Here is a 17,794-nt window from a genome sequence, read left to right as displayed (position 1 = left end):
GACAACAAATTGATTTATAGATACGCTCGGGGGCTTTCAAAGAATCGACAGCAAAGCTAGACACGCACACAACTCAATATAGCTAGTACGCTGTTACCTTATTAACTCACATAAAGATATTTAACATGGAAAGATACTCATCACCGATGTCTTATTTCTGGGGCGCTTTATGCACGCTTTTAGGCGCACTTAGTTTAAATGATATTGCCATTATTGTAGGTATTATCTTATCAATAGCGACATTTATTATTAATTGGTTATATAAGCGCCGAGATTTTTATCATAAAAAAAACTTGAGAGAGCAATACTATGCGAAATACCACAAAAATAGCGAAGAGTGCGATTTGTAGTGTTTCGGTAATAATCGGTATTGTTATTACCAACTACTCAGATGACATAAGAACAAGCCAATCGGGTCTGGAAATAATCGGTAATGCTGAATCCTGCGTACGAGAGCCTTATTATTGCCCGGCTAACATATTAACGGTTGGGATTGGCTCAACGGGTAATCATATTGAACAAAAAATTTATACTGATGATGAGATAGCAAAGCGTTGGGTCAATGACATAAAAACGGCTGAACAATGTGTTAATCGCTATGCTAAAGGCTTTCATCTTCCCCAGTCTGTTTTTGACGCTGTGACCTCAATTACCTTTAACGTTGGATGTACAAAAATGCGAACATCAACAATGTATAAGCATCTGAATAACGGTGATTATAAGGCGGCTTGTAATGAATTCCCAAGGTGGAATAAAGCAGGTGGTAAGGCTCTAAAAGGCTTAGTAATCAGGCGAGAAAAGGAGAAGGCGTTATGTCTATCTTATGTTTTATCATCGCATCGATAATGGCTATCAAAGGTGTCAACGGCTGGGGGTTGGTTTTTATTTGTCTCGTTATTGTTGAGTGGTTCATCATGTTAAAAATATCAAAAGTAAATATATCATTGATTAGTATGTTGCTATTTGTTTGTTATTTCGCCTACAAATGTCGGCAAGATGAAAAGCTTGCAGTGGTGAGAGCAAATAAAGCTGAAGAAAAGTACGAAAAATAGCTACAAGATAACAATGAAGTAACAAAAGAGAATCAAACATTATTGAGGCGATAAAAAATGGACAAGCTAAAACAGCGGTTTTACGTCATGATATCGATAATGGTTTTATCGAGTTGCGCGTCAAAGTCGAATCCGTCAAACGAGATAGTGTCACCGCCAGCAGTACTGCTAGCAAAGCCTTACGACTTGCAAGAGCTTCTCAACAAGATTATTACCATCTCACTAGCGCAATCAGCTACAACAAAGCCATGATTGATGGTTGGCGAGAATACTATTGTAAAGAGATTGCACCCAAGAATAATACAGAGTTTATGTGCAAATAAACAGTAGATATGATAAACGGATGCAACTATACACATTGGCATAAAGCATGCTTAACATATCTAAAACGAAATTTTTTGTGTTATGCGTTTTATATAAAAAGATATGAACTACCTACAGCTAGATAATGCTGATAAAACAATTTATTCAATATAGATAGCTAAAATCTGCAATTAACCGAGCGAAAAATTATCTCCACCATTTGTCTCGACATCGTAATGCTTGATATTGCTAGTTATTGTTATAGCAAATCAGGCTTCCATAAAGGATTACTCCGTTTAAAAATTTCATGATTGGTACATTAAAGAAAGAATCATCATGGCGTAAAAACACGTTAACTACAGATCTAGTCAACTCAATGAAGCAGGTTACACAATGAAATTATCACATATCGTTCACACATTACGCCATTTTAGCCCTAGCTTTGCAGGTCGGGTTGGCGGTGCTGCTGCGTTTTCAGCTATTAAAGATACGGCACTTTTAAAATTACCTGCCGCTTATGTTGTTCCGCTTGATGATAGAGCACAAGATAACAAGTCACAAACAGATTATTGGCAAAATGTGACAGAAAGTTTTGGGGTTATTGTTGTATTAAAACCATTAGATGAACAAGGTCAACACGAAGCATATGACATTGTCGAAAACATAAAAACCGAACTTTGGCGAGCTTTACTCGGTCTTGAACCTTCTCCATCGCATAATCCAATTCAATATGATGGTGGCGGTTTACTGGATTTAGATCAGGGAAGACTTTTTTATCAATTCAATTTTAGTGCAGTGCGCGAAGTTGGTTTTGATAATACTCGTCAACACTTTGATTTAAATGCTATTGATAATCCAATTCCCGATCCTGATTGGCAATTCGATCCAAACGACCCAGATGCCATCAAACCTCCGCAGTATAACCCGTTAAACATTGGCAACTTCGATACTCTATCAGGAACGATTAATGAACTAGATTCGGGGGTAACGGTGAATTTTCAAAATAATAATATCTATGAGGGCAATAATGATAATTAAACCTATCAATAACAAACAGGTATATGACCCAGATAACGGGGATTATTTACCTAAAGGCGGTCGTCATGTTGAGTTTAACCAATACTGGGCTAGACGACTGGCAAATAATGATGTTGAAGAAACAACCAACATCAAATTAAAACAAAAAAAGGGTAACTAAAAATGACAATTAGTTTTAACAATATTCCTAACAATATAAAAGTTCCATTATTTTATGCGGAAGTGGATTCGTCTGCGGCTAATACAATTCAAGATAGCGGTGCTTCATTAATTATTGCTTATCCATTAGCTGATAGCAGTATTGAACGTAATAAGCTCATTATTATGCCGTCTGCAGATCAAGCTAAAAAACTCGCAGGACAAGGTAGCCAATTATCTAGAATGGTTGAATCCTATCGAAACACCGATAATTTTGGTGAGTTATGGGTGATTGCTGTTGACGAACCTGCATCTGGCTCAAACGCAACAGGTACTATTCAAATATCAGGTACCGCAGAAGAAACAGGGATATTAAGTTTATATATTGGTAACTGCAAAATTCAATCGCGCGTAACGATTTCGGATACTGCGGACAATATTGCCAATGCACTAAATAATGCAATTAATACCAATTCCAATTTACCTGTTACAGCAACTATTAGCAATAGCACTATCACGTTAACAGCCAAAAACAAAGGATTGAATGGCAATGATATCCCGCTATGCTTTAACTATTACGGCACAATCGGCGGAGAAGAAACACCTGACGGATTAAATATTGCAATCACGCAAATGCATGGCGGAACAGGTACTCCAGATTTAACGCCGGTTATTGCCGCGATGGGTGACAAACTCCTTGATTTTATCGCCTTTCCATTTAATGACTTAGCATCACTCGCAACATTCAACCAAGAAATGGATGACACAGTAGGGCGCTGGAGTTATACCCGTCAATTATACGGACATGCATATACAGCTAAAAAAGGGGACTTATCCGAGCTTGTCGAATTTGGTGATAAATTAAATTACCAACATATTACCGTTGCAGGCTATGAAAAAAACATTCAGACAGGTATTGATGAATTAATTGCAATGCGAACATCGCGGAATGCAATTTTTATTCGTAACGATCCTGCTCGACCAACACAAACGGGCTTATTAAACGGCGCGTTACCCGCACCAGATAGTGATCAGTTTACACTAACAGAACAACAATCTTTGCTAAGCCATGGTATTGCTACAGCTTATGTTTCTAGCGGAAATTTATTAATACAACGTGATATCACAACCTATCAACGTAATAGCTACGGCGTTGCTGATAATAGCTATTTAGATAGTGAAACCTTGCATACGCTAGCGTATGTATTACGTAAATTACGCAGTGTGATCACATCTAAATACCCACGGCATAAACTAGCAAATGACGGCACGCGATTTGGTGCAGGGCAGGCAATTATCACCCCTTCCGTCGCTAAAGCGGAAATTAATGCAACATATCGACAATTAGAATTATTAGGTTTAGTTGAAAACTTTGATGTGTTCAAAAAGAACTTAATTGTTGAACGAAATGTCAACGATCCTAATCGATTAGATGTGTTATTCCCACCTGATCTCGTTAATCAATTACGCGTTTTTGCTGTGTTAGCACAGTTTAGATTGCAATATCCAGAGGAGAAAAACTAATGACACAACGACGTATTGCAGGAACAACTTATATTAAAGTTGATGCCAACCAACTATCATTAACAGGCGGTATTGAAGTCCCAATGAATACTAATGTAAAAGAAAGTATTTTGGGATTAGATAATAGCGTTCACTATAAAGAAACGTTCCGAGCTCCGTACATTAAAGGGACATTTAAAGTACCGCGTGATTTTCCAATCGACAAGTTAATGTCTAGCGATTCAATGACAGTTACCGCAGAACTTGCCAACGGTAAGGTTTACGTTTTATCTAATGCTTGGGTAGAAGGTGAAGTTAATCACAATGCCGAAGACGGTACAGCAGAAATCGAATTTCACGGTGAAGAAGGATTTTATCAATAATGAAAGAAATTAAACTATCACAGCCGATCATGGCACATGGCAATGAATTACATGTGCTGGAATTAAAAGAGCCTACCGTCAAAGATATCAAAAAATTGGGATTCCCATTTGATAGCCAAATGATTGGCGATCCTAAAAAAGTGGCTGATTACATCGTGGCATTAGGTAATGTTACACCAAGCTCGGTGGAACAACTTACACCCTATGATTTTCTAATGATTACGGGAGAAATTATGATGTTCTTTGGCCCAAAGGATCAAGTAAAGGAAGCAGAGACGCCATTGGAAACGGAGCAAGCCCAATCATCACCATTGAATATCTTGTAAACCTTTGTTTTGAAGTTGCCAAGTACTGGCAACTTTCTCCTTTCTACATCATTGAAGAACGTTCACTATCCGAAGTCTTTGAACTCTGTGAACAAGCAAACCGCATAGAAAATAGCAAGGAATCAACATTATGACTAGCTTTAATTTAAAAGCTGCAAAGGAATATATCGATAAGCTACCGCCAAAATTAAATAATATAAAAGGCAAACTTGAAAAATTTCAAAAAAGTGTGCAAAACTCAAAGTTTGCCAAATTTGATCTAAAAGGTGCTGTAACTGGCCTTAATATTTCTGCGCCGTTTGTTAAAGGTGTGAAAGATGCAATAGCGTATGAAGAAGTTATGGCTGACATCAAAAAGGTTGTTGACTTTGATACGCCTGAGCAATTCAAACAAATGGGGCAAGATATTCGTGAAATGTCACTAACGTTACCAATGGCAGCTAAAGATATCGGCGCAATTGTTGCAGCAGGCGGGCAAGCAGGTATCCCAAAAGAAGATTTAAAGCAATTTGCCGAAGATGCTGTAAAAATGGGTATAGCATTTGATAGCTCTGCGGAAGAAGCGAGTAGCACAATGGCAACATGGCGAACAGCTTTAAAGCTAACTCAAAATGAGGTTGTTGAATTATCTGATAAAATTAAATTGTTGAGCAATCCGCAAAATGCAAAAGTTAAAGATATTTCAGATGTAGTTACAAATGTAGTTACAGAAATTGGTTCGCTGGATAATATTTCTGGTAGCAGTGCTGACAAGTTAGTTGCATTAAGTTCAACAATTATTTCCGTTGGTACAAATACCGATCAAGCAGCTACGGGTATAAAAAACTTTATGTCGATGCTGGCATCAGGTGAGGCTGCGACTGAGAAACAACAAGAGGCATTACAACAGTTAGGCTTCACATCAACTGAAATAGCTAACATCATGCAGAAAGATGCCGAAGGAGCGATTACATCAGTACTTGAATCGCTAGGTAAAGTACCAAAAGATAGGCAATCTGCATTACTAGCAGATTTGTTTGGTAAAGAAAGTATTGCTGCAATTTCACCATTAGTTGATAATCTGGAACTATTAAAAACTAATTTTAAGCGTGTTGAGGATGCATCGCAATACGCTGGTTTGATGCAGGAACAGTATGAATTAAGATTAAATAACGTAGCTCAAAAATTACAAATTTTTAATAATGGTCTTAATAATATCAGTTTATCAATTGGTGAGGCATTATTACCAACATTTATCGAACTATTAAACCAAATGCAACCGTTAATCGTTTCATTCGGGCATTTTATTCAAGAAAATCCTGAACTCGTGAAAATGGCTGCGATGGCGATTGTGGGGTTAATTGGTCTTCGTGTTGCATGTGCAGGTGTGAATACTATTGTTGGTGTGCTAACAACCGGGATCGATATTTACAACGGTGTACTCAAAGCTAATAAATGGGTAACAAAGTCTCATGCGGCTATTCAATTAAAATTATCTAATACATTTAAAAAGGTTCGAAATTCCTCAATAGCACTTAAAATAGTGACATTGGCTCATACAGGTGTTTTAAAAAGCATTACTTTAGCGACAAAATTATTTACTTTCTCGAAGATAGCATTATCTAATGCATTTAAAAAGGTTCGAAATTCCTCAATAGCACTTAGAATAGTGACATTGGCTCATACAGGCGTTTTAAAAAGCATTACTTTAGCGACAAAATTATTTACTTTCGCGCAGGTAGCATTATCTAATGCATTTAAAACGGTTCGAAATTCCTCAATAGCGCTTAAAATAGTGACGGTGGCTTATACAGGAATTTTAAAAAGCATTACTTTAGCGACGAAATTATTTGCTTTCGCACAGATAGCATTATCCAATGCATTTAAAATTGTTCGAGTTACTTCAATTGCGCTTTTCACGGTCATGGCCATGAATCCAATTGGGCTAATCATGACAGGTATAGCTATTGCTGCAACATTAATCATCACATACTGGGATGATATAGTTAAGTTCTTTCAATGGCTATGGGGGGTGATAAAACCTTACGTTATGCCTATTATTGATTATTTTATAGCAGAATTTAAAGCAGGTGGTGAAAGCATCATAAATGGCTGGCAGAGGGTAAATGAGTTTTTTAGCGGATTGTGGGCGTCTATTGAGCCATATGTAATGCTGATTTTTGATATATTCATTGAACCCTTTAAAAATGCGGGTGAAGTTATACCAACGGTATGGGAAAGTGTTCAGAATTTCTTTAAAAACCTATGGGATAACGTTAAGTCTGGCATCCAACCGCTACTAGATGCTTGGGACTTTCTTTTCGGTGACAATGAAAAGAAAGTAAAAGTTACGGCTGATACAGCGAGTTTACCGAAAGAAATGACCAAACCAATGGTTACATGCTCCAATTATCAAACGCCTCAAATGCCAATTAATAACTTTTCAAATAATAATGCAAATCGAAATAGTAATGGTGAATTGGTTGTGAAGTTTGAAAATGCCCCGCAAGGGACTATCGTAAAACAAACTAAACAGGCATCGGGTTTTGATACTAAAGCCGATGTGGGTTGGAATCCATATGCATTAGGAGTCTATTGATGAACTTCATGAATTGGCTAAATGATTTATTACCAGCAAGTTTTCGAGGAGTGCCATTCCAAGTGAGTGACACATCAGCTGAATTTGGTCGGCGTAATGAAACCCATGAATATCCGTTCCGAGATGTTCCTTATACGGAAGATCTAGGTCGTTCTGCGCGTAAAAATAAAATTGATGCGTTTGTTATTGGTGACGACCACAAAGAACAAGCTGAAAAACTGGTAGAAGCCATCGAGAAAGAAGGTGCAGGCACACTCATGCACCCCATATTTGGTGAATTGAATGTTAACATTACCGGCACGGCAACCGTTAGTAACTCGGTTGAAAACGGTCGAATGAGTGTTATTTCATTCTCTTTTGTTGAAGCGGGGGAATTAATCTTCCCCGATTCATCTATCGCAACAGATGATGTGGTTGATGAAAATGCAGATAATGTAGATCAAGCACTACTAGATGCATTTGAAGATTTTGATTTAATCGACGCGCCCGATTTTGTCTTGAGTAATATTCTTGATGAAACCGTGTCAATTTTAAATGACATAGCTGATGCTTATAATGCGATAACTCCCTATGTTAATGATGTGATTAAAATCCTAAATGGTGATTTATCACCCATTCTTGGTGCTGGGGGTTCATCCATTATTAATTCAATCAAAAATGTTTGGCAAAGCGCAACAACATTTTCCAATTCTGTAAATGATTTGGTAGCCAAAGTAAAGGTGTTTAACGGCGTATTATTTATAAAAAGCGTTTTGCCTAGCGCCATTTGGTCAACAGATAGCAAATCGACCCAAAAAAGAAAGAAAAATCAAAATCTAATCAATACCGCGATTCGCGTAACCGCACTGACAGAAGCATCACGAATAATTGCGTCATTGCCAAAGCAAGTTGAAGATAAAAGAAAACAAGCTTTTGCGCCTGTGGCGTTAGAATCAACAAAAGGGAAAAAAGAGAATTATTTCAGCAGAGGCGATACTTTGCCAAATGGGAACATAAACAATTCACAGGCTAACATAACAAGCTCAACCATATCAACATCATCAACAGTTGAAAAAAGTAATACCATTTCATTTGATGATTTGCTGGATATCAAAGATGCTATTAATGAATCGTTTGATAAAGAACTGTCAAGAACCGAGCATGATGGTTTGTACATTGCACTAGTAAAATTAAAAGCTGCAGTTAACCAAGATATCAATGCACGTTTAATCAAAATAGAAAAAACCATTGTTTATATGCCTAATGACGTATTGCCCGATTTAGTTTTAGCGCACTATCTCTATAACAATGCGACACGTTATGATGATATATCAATTCGCAACAACGTCCTTCATCCTGGTTTTGTGCCCGTTAAAGAACTGAGAGTACCCAAACCATGAGCGATAATAAAGTGTTGTTAAAAATTAATCACAAATACTTTGGCGGTTGGACTGATGTAAGTATTTCGGCGGGTATTGAACGACTAGCCCGTGATTTTAATGTCACTATTACTCGACAATGGCCATCATCAGGCGATGCTTCAGAAGCAAAAATTGATGTTAAAAATGGTGATTTAGTTGAAGTGTATATTGATGATGACGTGGTTTTAACGGGGTACGTTGAAGCATTGCCGATTCGATATGATGCGGGATCACTATCAATGGGTATTGTTGGCAGAAGTAAAACCGCTGATTGTATTGATTGTAGTGCAGTACCCAAACAATATAGCGGTAGTTCAACTATTCAAGTTATTCAAGATTTAGTTAAACCGTTTAAGCTAAACGTTATCAACCAAGGTAATGATGTTGGTGCTATTAGCATTCAAGCGGATCAAGGGGACACTGTTTTTGATGTCATTAGTAAAATAATGGGTATGCAACAAATTATTGTATTTGATGACGAGCAAGGGCAAGTTGTCATTGGTGATATCGGTTTCGATGAGGCAAAAACAGCTTTGGTTTTAGGAGCTAATATTTTGTCGGCGGATACTGGAAATAGTATCGAGGATCGATATTCCGATTATTTTGTCTCAGGGCAAAGCGTCGGTGATGATGAAAACTTTGGTGAAGCAACGCTAGCATCCGTTAGCGCCACATCTAAAGATGAGGAAATTGTTCGTTATCGTCCATTAATCATAAAGCAGTCTGGCGACTCGAATAACGGTACTTGCCAAGAACGCTGTGAAATGGAAAAAGTGCTGAGAGCAAGCAAAACCAGAGAAGTCACTTACACCGTACAAGGTTGGCGTCAGGGGGACGGAACGTTATGGAAACCTAATCAAATGGTTGTCGTTAATGATCCGCTGCTGGGTTACGATAATGAAAAACTGGTTATTGCTGAAGTTAAATATAGCTTAAGCAGTCGTGGAACGTTATGCGAATTAAAAATAGGTCCCGTTGAAGCCTATTTGCCTGACAAGAAGAAAAAAGGTAAGTAACCAGATGGTGAGGTATTCTAATGCGTAAAGTTTTAAATAAAATAATGAACCTAGTTTCTCGTGGCTATATAACATTTAGTGATAGCAACAGCAAATGCCAAACGTTACAAATCAAAATGTCGGGCGGTGAACAAAAAAGTGATATTGAGCATATCGAGCCGTATGGGTTCACATCAAGGCCATTAGATGGCGCAGAAGCTGTTGCATTATTCTTAGATGGTGATAAATCGCATGGTGTGATTTTAACCACAGGTGACCGACGTTATCGTATTACATCGCTCAAAAAAGGCGAGGTTGCCATTTACACAGACGAGGGTGACGCTATTATTTTTAACCGTAATAACGAGATTAACGTAAAAACTAAAAAATTTATTGTTAACGCTGATGATGCAATTGAACTAAATACTAAAAATTTAGTTGTTAGCGCATCATCAGGAACACAATTTAATACGCCATTATTCAAATCATCTGGAGAAATAGCAGATAAAACCAGCACTATTTCAAACATCAGAACCATTTATAATGGACATACACATAATGAAACAAGTACCGTAACACACAACCCAAATCAAAAAATGGGTTAGTTTGTATAAACGTTTAATTCAAATAGGGCAAATTGCGCCTTTATTATTGTCAAAATAATACGCCATTTCAAACAGGGCACCTTTTGCTAGCACCCACAGGTGACCCGCCTGTTTTAATGCGTCGTTTTTAGATGCTAGTTTAGGTTGTAACATCCTCATTACTGCATAAGTTGAGCATAACATACCTTGTCGTGCTTGCTCATTTTTAGCATTACCAGATGATATTATTTGAATATTAGTGAGCTTATCTTTTTCGTCAATGTTTAACATGACGGCAAACGTGATATTACCTAATTGAAATTCTTGATAACCATTTGCACCATCATTGAATAAACGCAACTCATCTATTTTTATTTCTGCGCACTGTGGAAATGTTTTGAAGTATTTTTTTATGCCTTTATCAAACTGTTTAGCGGTTTATGGCAGTTCTTTTTACTCCGTACTTGCTGAACTTGCTAATAAAACCAAAGCTAATAAAGATAATTTTTTCATTTTTTATTCCTTATTCTGTGAGTTAGTAACATGTTTATAAACATTAATGACAAACTGATGTCAATGTCATCACATACAAAACCACTGTACCGAGCCTTAATCATTTCGCTATTCACATGGCGACGCAAAAATACCAGTGATGATTCAAAACACCCCTTTGGTTGGTGGGGCGATTCTTATCCTAGTATAGCAAATGACAAAATTGGATCACGGCTTTATTTATTATCTCGATCTAAATTAACCAATCAAACCGCCAATTTTGCAAAAATTTATATAAAAGAGGCGGTGCAATGGATGATTGATGACGGGCTGACGTCACGTATTGATGTTTCAGTAAAGCGAACCGATTTAACCGTTTTAGTTGCTACTATCAATATTTACAAAAAAGATGGCAGCAGTGAAGAATTTAGGTTTGACAATTTATGGAGTGATATTAATGTCTAGTGGATTTTTAAGACCAACCTTACCCGATTTAATCACAACGATACGCAATGATTTATATGCGCGCTTAGCCGTCGATGATGAATTAATTTCATTGCGACGCAACGATCCTGAAGTCTATGGGCGAGTTATCGCAGGGGCTACACATATGCTATTAGGCTATATTGAAAATATGTCCAAAAATATTTTGCCCGATCAGGCTGACGAAAATTGGCTAATTCGGCATGGCAATATGAAACGTTGCTATAGAAAACAGCCAATTCCAGCTGCTGGTTATGTTCGATTTGATGAAATATCTGATGGAATAACTATCACAAAAGGCCAAAAAATCAGGCGCCAGATAGATCAGTGTCTGTATACAGTTACTGAAACGATAACATCTATAAATAACGTTTTAAGAGTGCCCGTTGTTTGTGATGAGGTAGGCAAAAAAGGCAATTGTGATGATGGCACAAAAATGTCACTGATTACCCCAGTTACAGGTCTATCATCAACGTGTTTTGCCAATTCAATAGAATCAGGTGCCGATATTGAAGATTTAGAGGCATTTAGAAAACGAGTTATCGACAGGTGGTATTACACACCTCAAAGTGGGGCTGACCAAGATTATATCCAGTGGGCAAAAGAGGTTCACGATGTTACACGTGCGTGGTGTTACCGCCATTGGGCGGGGGCGGGTAGCGTTGGCATAATGGTGGCAAATAGCGATCCGGTTAACCCAATTTTAGATAGTACAACTATTGAAAATATAAAAAAACATATTGAACCACTCGCACCGGTTGCTGGCGCCATGCTGCTCGTTTTTTCTTCTGCACCCAAACCCATTAATTTTAAAATTATGGTCACCCCTGATAATCCAGAAATTCGCTATCAAATAGAAGCCGAATTGAAGTCATTTTTATTAAGAGAAGGCAATCCACAAACAACGTTATTTAGGTCACGAATTAGCGAAGTGATAAGCGCATCATTTGGCGAATATGCCCATGAATTAGTTTATCCCGACAAAGATATTTTTATAGAAAAACATCAGGTTGCTGCTTTTGGAGGGATTGAATGGATTTAGACAAACAATACCGAAATATGGTAGGGCACTTATTGCCCTATGGCCCTGCGTGGAATAAATCAGAGCCAATACTGCTATCACTGGCATTAACATTATCAAACACTCACGCTAGATTAGATGATTTAATGCAAGAGGTTAACCCTAAGACGACAACAGAACTTATAGATAGATATGAACAAATATGTGGATTACCGGATAGCTGTTATCCATCTGAGTTTCAAACGCTAACAATACGGCGCAACCGTTTGGATTCAAAAATAAATTTGGTTGGTGGTATCAGTAAAGATTTTTTTCTACAAGTACTAAAAGCCAACGGTTATACAGATGCCACGATTACAAACTATAACAATGATATATTTACTTGTGAATCAACATGTGACGATTATCTATATGATGAGGAGTGGCGTTTTTACTGGATAGTAAATATCCCTCACAATTATCAAATCACAGACATGACTTGTAACGATGAATGTGATTCATCTTTGAGAAAGTGGGGTGATAAACAAATCGAATGCATAATTGATAAATTATGCCCATCACACACTTATGTAATTTTTAAATACGGAGTAACAAATGCATAGAATTGATACAGCCACTGCCCAAAAAGATAAGTTCGGGCAAGGAAAAAATGGTTTTACCCGAGGTAACCCACAAACGGGTACACCAGCCACTCAGCTAGACTATTTGTATTGCGATGCCATTCAAGAAGAAATTGCTAATGCGATTGAATCCGCAGGCATTAAACTTGATAAATCTAAGCATGACCAACTCGCCAGCGCTATTAAAGAATTTGTCAGAAAAGGTAAAGTACGACTTAGTTCAGCAACTAACAGCACATCAGAAACAGAAGCTGCGACGAGCTTAGCTGTGAAAAAAGTTAACGATTTAGCGGCGGGTGCGGTAAAAAAATCTGGTGACGAAATGACGGGGCAATTACGAATGGCTGCCACATCAGCTGGTATTAAATTTAAACATGCAGATAGCAATAACGAGTTTGTATTACGTACACTGAGTAATAGTCTGTCATTTATTTTTTACGACGAGCAAATAAAAAAATGGTCAACAAAATTAGCGTATATAACAGATAAAAAACAATGGTGTTTTCAAAACGTTGATGATGTGACAATTAAAAATAAATCAGTGTTAAAAACTGGTGATTTTGGTCTCGGTTCGTCAGTCGGTGCTATTGCTAATAATTTTGACGAACATTTATCTGGCGGTTTTTATCAATGCAGAACATCAGATTTTCCTGATTTGCTATTTTCTGAGGGGGATAGCTCTGCGACACTATTAGCGTACCCAAGCAACAACCCGAATTGGAAAATTGAACAATTATCAGTAGTTAAAAGTAAAATACCGAGAGTTTACTATCGTTGCGATACTAAAGAAGGCAAAAAAAACTGGTACGAAGCAATTACAACAGCAAACGTTAATAGCTTTTTGCCTGTCGGTATCCCGCTGCCGTGGCCACAAGATCGTCCGCCAACGGGATGGTTTGAATGCAATGGCGCGTCATTTGATGTAAATCAGTTTCCAAAGCTAGCATCTGTTTTCCCGTGGGGTCGGCTACCAGACTTGCGGGGTGAGTTTATACGTGGATGGGATAATGCACGTGGTGTTGACCCAGGTAGGCAAATCTTGAGCTGGCAGGGTGATGCCATTCGCAATATTCATGGTGAAATATCACCGATTTCTGAGACGTTTTCATCAGAGCCTATAGCAAATGGAGCGTTTAGATATTTTGAAAAAGATGCTGGTCATACTCCTATGCACATCGATATTAGTAGTGCTGGAGGTGTTTTTTTTGATGCATCTCAAGTTGTACCGACTGCTAATGAAAACAGACCTAGAAACATCGCATTTATGTACATAGTTAAAGCTGAATAACAAATAAGAGGATTTACAATGAAATATCAATTACAACCAGAATTTGCTGTTTTAGATAAAAACGGATTAACAGAGAAAGCAGGTTATGCAGTTATTTACAATTTTGACGTGCTAACTGGCGAGTACAAAAATGCCAGTTATCAGTATTTACAAGTTGGCGTCGGTGTGCCGGCTAACTCATGCATTGATGCACCGAAATCGGTGAAAGAAGATAAAGCGATTGTTCGTCAAGACAACAAATGGGTTTACCTTAATGATTACCGAGGTAAAAAAATCTACTCAACTACAACAGGCGTAGAATCAACAGTAACAGAAATTGGCGACATTCCTACAGATTACACACTGTTAAAACCAAATTCTGAGTTTGATTCTTGGAACGGTGAAGCATGGATATTAGATGAAAATAAACAGCATCAGCACCATGTAAATGTTGCAACAGCACAGAAAAAACAGCTATTAAGCGAAGCTACTACGCAAATTGATTATCTACAAGATGCAATTGATACTGATATTGCAACTGATGAAGAAAAGGCGTTATACGCGGATTGGAAAAAATACCGAGCTTTACTCAATCGCATTGATGTTGATACGGCGCCAGACACCAATTGGCCAGAAAAGCCACTGTAATAATTAACCGCTCTGGGTAATTGTATTTGTTTTTTTGTGTATAAACAGTGCAATTATCTGGAATTCCTCTATTGACAAACGACATTGCGCCAATTCTGACATTACTAGCGTTGTTGCATTATTTCACTATTATAAGCAAATCCCTCTAAATCGATATGAAGTAAGCTGAATTTAGTTTTTTAGATCTAAATTAGTTTTAATATCAAAACATAATACATTAAAAATTATAAATTCTTTTGTTTAAAAACAAATAAAGAATGTTTCATCTAAATACTAACAAGAGAACTTATTACAAATTTCATTTCTTATTAATTATTATAATTGTTATTTTTTATACTAAAATAAGATTATCTTTCTTGATTATCTATATGCTTAATGATTAATTTTATATTAATGAAAAAAACATTGGCATTTGATAATAGGGATAACAAATTGTGAACTAGCAATGTATTTGGATTCAGAATTAGACAGTAGTTAATTAGTAGTAATAGTTTATTAATTTACTTAATTATCCACACTAATTGCTTATAGATATAAAAAATAAAGCCTTGAGCTTTATTAAACGATTCCTAGAGAGCAATCTATAAAGAATAGGAAAAGTTATTTTATTCGCTTATAAATGGATTCATTCAGAATAAAAATATTATAAAAGGTCAATTATAAATGAACATACTTTTAAAATGCAGACAAAAATATTATCGGTACTTTATATGGATACTTTTTTTCTTCTGTAGCGTTATTTCTAGCAAGTTAGTATTTGCGCAAGATGCGATATGTGCAGAAGTAAAAATAGTTATAGAACAAAAATTATCATTTGAGAGACAAGCATTTGATGCTCGAATGATAATTAATAATGGCCTAGAGGATTCGATACTAAAAAATATACGTATAGAATTGCTCTTTACTGATAGAAATAATCAACAAGTAGCGACAACTCAAAATGCTAATGATAACGATGCAAAGTTTTTTTATCGCATTAACTCATTATCTGGCATTAATAGTATTAATGGTGATGGTGAGATAAAAGCAAAGACTAAAGCTGAAGCTCATTGGTTAATTGTTCCTGCATATGGTGCGGCGCAATCTGATGATACATTATATTATATTGGAGCTAAAGTTACTTATACATTGAATGGACAAGAAGTAAGCGTAGAAGTTCCACCTGATTATGTTGTAATTAAACCTCAGCCGTTATTAACATTAGATTATTTTATACCAAGCGAAGTTTATGGGGATGATCCCTTTACGCCTGAAATTGAACCCTCTATTCCTTTTACATTAGGTGTACGCGTTAAGAATGAAGGTCATGGTACTTCTTATAAAACTGTCATCGATTCTGCACAACCTAAAATTGTTGAAAATAAACAAAATTTATTGATTGACTTCAATATTTTAGGTAGCTATATGGGGGATCATGCGGTCAACAAAAGTTTATTATTAGATTTTGGTGATATTGCTGGGCACTCATCTAAAGTTGGGCGTTGGGATATGATGACTAGCTTGCATGGTAAATTTGTGGAATTTGATGCGACTTTTACCCATGCTGATACGTTAGGTGGCTCAGTAACATCTTTATTAAAAACAGTAAATACGCATACTTTGATTCATAATGTAAAAGTAGATTTACCCGATAGAGATAATATTACAGACTTTTTAGCATTAGATGGTGATGTAATTCGTGTATATGAATCCGAAGGATTCAACACAGATCTATCAGATCAATCACTTAATGCCACACTCACTACAGTTGGTAAAGAAACAAAACTCGTTTTTCCAAAAACGGAAGGACAAGTTTATGTAAAAATAGCTGATCCAAGTTTCGGCAATCAAAAGATGAATAAGGTAATTCGTTCTGATGGCAAGGTATTACCTGCAGAAAATATTTGGCAATCCAAAATTCGTAACGATGATTTATCTTGGTCTTATTATATTCATTTATTTGATACTAATAGTACAGGAAGTTATACCTTATATGAGAGTGATATAAACGAAACAAAAGCAATAGTAGACACGTTTTTAGTAACAAAAGGTGCCAAATATTCACTTAATGAATTATTACCAGAAAACTATTATTTTGAAGCCAATAAGTCTTATATGATCGAATTTATTGGTAACATAGCTTCTCGTATTTGCTCAGGAAAGAATAATTTTGATGAAAATTCTAAAAAATGCAAAACGGATTTAAATAGGAATTATACTTTTGAGAAAGATGCTTTTAAGACAGATATTTTTATCCCTTCTAAGTCAGGTATCCTTCATGGAGATAGTCACTTCACAGGAAATATCTATCTACTAGCCAAACAAACAGAAACGATAAAAGTGATCGTAGTGCCTCTTGATATGGAAAATTCATTAACCAACACGACCTCAATTATAAAAGGTTTTCGATATTCATTAAATGAATTATTACCTAAAAATTATAATTTCCAAGCGGATAAGTCTTATTTGGTTAAGTTTTCTGGCGTTGCAATGACTAGTCGTTATTGCCCAGGAAAGGCAAATTTTGATTTGGAAAGTAAGGTTTGTAAAGCAGAAGTAAGTAGAGATTATAGCTTTAAATCCGATATATTCATTCCGTTTAAATCAGGTATTCTTGGAAAAAATAATGAATTTACAGGTAATTTCTATATGTCTGCTACTAAGGATGGAAATATCAAAGTATATGTAACACCATTATAAAAATTATTTGATCATCCCTATCAATCTTAACCTATATAAGTAAAACATTACTTATATAGGTTAACTCTGATTATTGATAGATGAATTATAAAAATGGTCTTCAAGTCTTTAATATTTTTCTTAAATAATTAGTCTCATTATAAGTTGTGTTTATGTCGCTTGTTTTATAACAAATATCCAGATTTATATTCTATCTTAATAATAAATAAAAATTAATTGTGTTAAAACTTATTTAAATAACTTGAAAAGAATTTTAAAAATGTCAGTTTTTCATTCTAATTTGC

19 protein-coding genes and 1 pseudogene are annotated in these 17,794 nt (G+C 36.2%); 19 read left to right on the top strand and 1 reads right to left on the bottom strand.

Annotated features, from left to right (window positions below; translation table 11 throughout):
* Positions 1 to 125 precede the first annotated feature (125 nt).
* The 12 genes from A9G42_RS13060 to A9G42_RS00585 all read left to right on the top strand — a co-directional run bounded on the left by A9G42_RS13060 (position 126) and on the right by A9G42_RS00585 (position 10,321).
* A complete protein-coding gene (locus A9G42_RS13060) occupies positions 126 to 350 on the top strand; it encodes an HP1 family phage holin (RefSeq protein ID WP_081297896.1) in 225 nt (74 codons plus the stop codon).
* Positions 310 to 846: a lysozyme gene (locus A9G42_RS00635; protein ID WP_065568054.1), complete on the top strand. Its 537-nt coding sequence runs from the start codon at positions 310 to 312 to the stop codon at positions 844 to 846. The genes A9G42_RS13060 and A9G42_RS00635 overlap by 41 nt, the downstream gene beginning before the upstream one ends.
* 244 nt (positions 847 to 1,090) lie before the next feature.
* Positions 1,091 to 1,375, top strand: a complete 285-nt coding sequence (locus tag A9G42_RS00625; protein WP_442903186.1) for a lysis system i-spanin subunit Rz — start codon at positions 1,091 to 1,093, stop codon at positions 1,373 to 1,375.
* A 373-nt stretch (positions 1,376 to 1,748) separates the two neighbouring features.
* Positions 1,749 to 2,393, top strand: a complete 645-nt coding sequence (locus tag A9G42_RS00620) for a phage tail terminator protein (protein WP_065652344.1) — start codon at positions 1,749 to 1,751, stop codon at positions 2,391 to 2,393.
* The gene (locus A9G42_RS13055) at positions 2,383 to 2,553 is read left to right on the top strand and encodes a DUF2635 domain-containing protein (protein ID WP_081297895.1); all 171 of its coding nucleotides are present in this window, start codon (positions 2,383 to 2,385) and stop codon (positions 2,551 to 2,553) included. The genes A9G42_RS00620 and A9G42_RS13055 overlap by 11 nt, the downstream gene beginning before the upstream one ends.
* A 2-nt stretch (positions 2,554 to 2,555) precedes the next feature.
* Positions 2,556 to 4,055 carry a phage tail sheath subtilisin-like domain-containing protein gene (locus tag A9G42_RS00615; protein ID WP_065652343.1) on the top strand — a complete coding sequence of 500 codons (1,500 nt, stop codon included), beginning with the start codon at positions 2,556 to 2,558 and terminating at the stop codon, positions 4,053 to 4,055.
* Positions 4,055 to 4,417, top strand: a complete 363-nt coding sequence (locus A9G42_RS00610; protein ID WP_065568049.1) for a phage tail tube protein — start codon at positions 4,055 to 4,057, stop codon at positions 4,415 to 4,417. Before A9G42_RS00615 ends, A9G42_RS00610 begins: the two co-directional genes overlap by 1 nt.
* Positions 4,417 to 4,743, top strand: a complete 327-nt coding sequence (locus A9G42_RS00605) for a phage tail assembly protein (protein WP_065652342.1) — start codon at positions 4,417 to 4,419, stop codon at positions 4,741 to 4,743. The genes A9G42_RS00610 and A9G42_RS00605 overlap by 1 nt, the downstream gene beginning before the upstream one ends.
* 130 nt (positions 4,744 to 4,873) lie before the next feature.
* Entirely contained in the window at positions 4,874 to 7,321 is a 2,448-nt protein-coding gene (locus tag A9G42_RS00600; RefSeq protein WP_065652341.1) for a phage tail tape measure protein, read from the top strand.
* Positions 7,321 to 8,700: a DNA circularization protein gene (locus A9G42_RS00595; protein ID WP_065652340.1), complete on the top strand. Its 1,380-nt coding sequence runs from the start codon at positions 7,321 to 7,323 to the stop codon at positions 8,698 to 8,700. Before A9G42_RS00600 ends, A9G42_RS00595 begins: the two co-directional genes overlap by 1 nt.
* The gene (locus tag A9G42_RS00590; protein WP_065588267.1) at positions 8,697 to 9,737 is read left to right on the top strand and encodes a phage baseplate assembly protein; all 1,041 of its coding nucleotides are present in this window, start codon (positions 8,697 to 8,699) and stop codon (positions 9,735 to 9,737) included. The genes A9G42_RS00595 and A9G42_RS00590 overlap by 4 nt, the downstream gene beginning before the upstream one ends.
* A gap of 20 nt (positions 9,738 to 9,757) precedes the next feature.
* A complete protein-coding gene (locus tag A9G42_RS00585; RefSeq protein ID WP_065568044.1) occupies positions 9,758 to 10,321 on the top strand; it encodes a phage baseplate assembly protein V in 564 nt (187 codons plus the stop codon).
* An 18-nt stretch (positions 10,322 to 10,339) separates the two neighbouring features.
* Here the strand turns inward: A9G42_RS00585 and A9G42_RS00580 are convergent, their stop codons facing one another.
* Positions 10,340 to 10,660: a hypothetical protein gene (locus tag A9G42_RS00580; protein ID WP_065652339.1), complete on the bottom strand. Its 321-nt coding sequence runs from the start codon at positions 10,658 to 10,660 to the stop codon at positions 10,340 to 10,342.
* Between the two features lie 183 nt (positions 10,661 to 10,843).
* Between A9G42_RS00580 and A9G42_RS00575 the strand changes: the two genes are divergently transcribed.
* The 7 genes and pseudogenes from A9G42_RS00575 (at position 10,844) to A9G42_RS00550 (ending at position 17,510) form a co-directional block, all read left to right on the top strand.
* Positions 10,844 to 11,257 (top strand): phage GP46 family protein, encoded by a 414-nt coding sequence (locus tag A9G42_RS00575; protein WP_065652338.1) that lies wholly within the window; start codon positions 10,844 to 10,846, stop codon positions 11,255 to 11,257.
* The gene (locus tag A9G42_RS00570; RefSeq protein WP_065652337.1) at positions 11,250 to 12,317 is read left to right on the top strand and encodes a baseplate J/gp47 family protein; all 1,068 of its coding nucleotides are present in this window, start codon (positions 11,250 to 11,252) and stop codon (positions 12,315 to 12,317) included. The genes A9G42_RS00575 and A9G42_RS00570 overlap by 8 nt, the downstream gene beginning before the upstream one ends.
* The gene (locus tag A9G42_RS00565) at positions 12,308 to 12,898 is read left to right on the top strand and encodes a YmfQ family protein (protein WP_065652336.1); all 591 of its coding nucleotides are present in this window, start codon (positions 12,308 to 12,310) and stop codon (positions 12,896 to 12,898) included. Before A9G42_RS00570 ends, A9G42_RS00565 begins: the two co-directional genes overlap by 10 nt.
* Positions 12,891 to 13,169 (top strand): annotated as a pseudogene (locus tag A9G42_RS14565) (phage tail protein); the annotation flags it as partial. The gene A9G42_RS00565 and the pseudogene A9G42_RS14565, both read left to right, overlap by 8 nt.
* A gap of 561 nt (positions 13,170 to 13,730) precedes the next feature.
* Positions 13,731 to 14,204 carry a phage tail protein gene (locus A9G42_RS14560; RefSeq protein ID WP_065652355.1) on the top strand — a complete coding sequence of 158 codons (474 nt, stop codon included), beginning with the start codon at positions 13,731 to 13,733 and terminating at the stop codon, positions 14,202 to 14,204.
* 18 nt (positions 14,205 to 14,222) lie between these two features.
* The gene (locus A9G42_RS00555) at positions 14,223 to 14,831 is read left to right on the top strand and encodes a tail fiber assembly protein (protein WP_065652335.1); all 609 of its coding nucleotides are present in this window, start codon (positions 14,223 to 14,225) and stop codon (positions 14,829 to 14,831) included.
* Positions 14,832 to 15,494: 663 nt separating this feature from the next.
* Complete coding sequence (locus A9G42_RS00550) at positions 15,495 to 17,510, top strand: hypothetical protein (protein WP_143426062.1); 2,016 nt, start codon at positions 15,495 to 15,497, stop codon at positions 17,508 to 17,510.
* Positions 17,511 to 17,794 lie beyond the last annotated feature (284 nt).

The organism is Gilliamella sp. Nev6-6, from assembly GCF_001690605.1.
Lineage (GTDB): Bacteria > Pseudomonadota > Gammaproteobacteria > Enterobacterales > Orbaceae > Gilliamella > Gilliamella apicola_C.
The sequence above is the reverse complement of the archived record's forward strand: the minus strand, read 5'-3'. Positions and strand labels throughout refer to the sequence as shown.

What these genes read in the sequence shown, in the direction of transcription:
- A9G42_RS00570 (WP_065652337.1), top strand. Translation starts at nt 11,250, where the DNA reads ATGTCTAGTGGATTTTTAAGACCAACCTTACCCGATTTAATCACAACG.
- A9G42_RS00565 (WP_065652336.1), top strand. Translation starts at nt 12,308, where the DNA reads ATGGATTTAGACAAACAATACCGAAATATGGTAGGGCACTTATTGCCC.
- A9G42_RS00605 (WP_065652342.1), top strand. Translation starts at nt 4,417, where the DNA reads ATGAAAGAAATTAAACTATCACAGCCGATCATGGCACATGGCAATGAA.
- A9G42_RS00575 (WP_065652338.1), top strand. Translation starts at nt 10,844, where the DNA reads ATGTTTATAAACATTAATGACAAACTGATGTCAATGTCATCACATACA.
- A9G42_RS00590 (WP_065588267.1), top strand. Translation starts at nt 8,697, where the DNA reads ATGAGCGATAATAAAGTGTTGTTAAAAATTAATCACAAATACTTTGGC.
- A9G42_RS00585 (WP_065568044.1), top strand. Translation starts at nt 9,758, where the DNA reads ATGCGTAAAGTTTTAAATAAAATAATGAACCTAGTTTCTCGTGGCTAT.
- A9G42_RS00550 (WP_143426062.1), top strand. Translation starts at nt 15,495, where the DNA reads ATGAACATACTTTTAAAATGCAGACAAAAATATTATCGGTACTTTATA.
- A9G42_RS00610 (WP_065568049.1), top strand. Translation starts at nt 4,055, where the DNA reads ATGACACAACGACGTATTGCAGGAACAACTTATATTAAAGTTGATGCC.
- A9G42_RS00635 (WP_065568054.1), top strand. Translation starts at nt 310, where the DNA reads ATGCGAAATACCACAAAAATAGCGAAGAGTGCGATTTGTAGTGTTTCG.
- A9G42_RS13060 (WP_081297896.1), top strand. Translation starts at nt 126, where the DNA reads ATGGAAAGATACTCATCACCGATGTCTTATTTCTGGGGCGCTTTATGC.
- A9G42_RS00615 (WP_065652343.1), top strand. Translation starts at nt 2,556, where the DNA reads ATGACAATTAGTTTTAACAATATTCCTAACAATATAAAAGTTCCATTA.
- A9G42_RS00600 (WP_065652341.1), top strand. Translation starts at nt 4,874, where the DNA reads ATGACTAGCTTTAATTTAAAAGCTGCAAAGGAATATATCGATAAGCTA.
- A9G42_RS00555 (WP_065652335.1), top strand. Translation starts at nt 14,223, where the DNA reads ATGAAATATCAATTACAACCAGAATTTGCTGTTTTAGATAAAAACGGA.
- A9G42_RS00595 (WP_065652340.1), top strand. Translation starts at nt 7,321, where the DNA reads ATGAACTTCATGAATTGGCTAAATGATTTATTACCAGCAAGTTTTCGA.
- A9G42_RS00620 (WP_065652344.1), top strand. Translation starts at nt 1,749, where the DNA reads ATGAAATTATCACATATCGTTCACACATTACGCCATTTTAGCCCTAGC.
- A9G42_RS13055 (WP_081297895.1), top strand. Translation starts at nt 2,383, where the DNA reads ATGATAATTAAACCTATCAATAACAAACAGGTATATGACCCAGATAAC.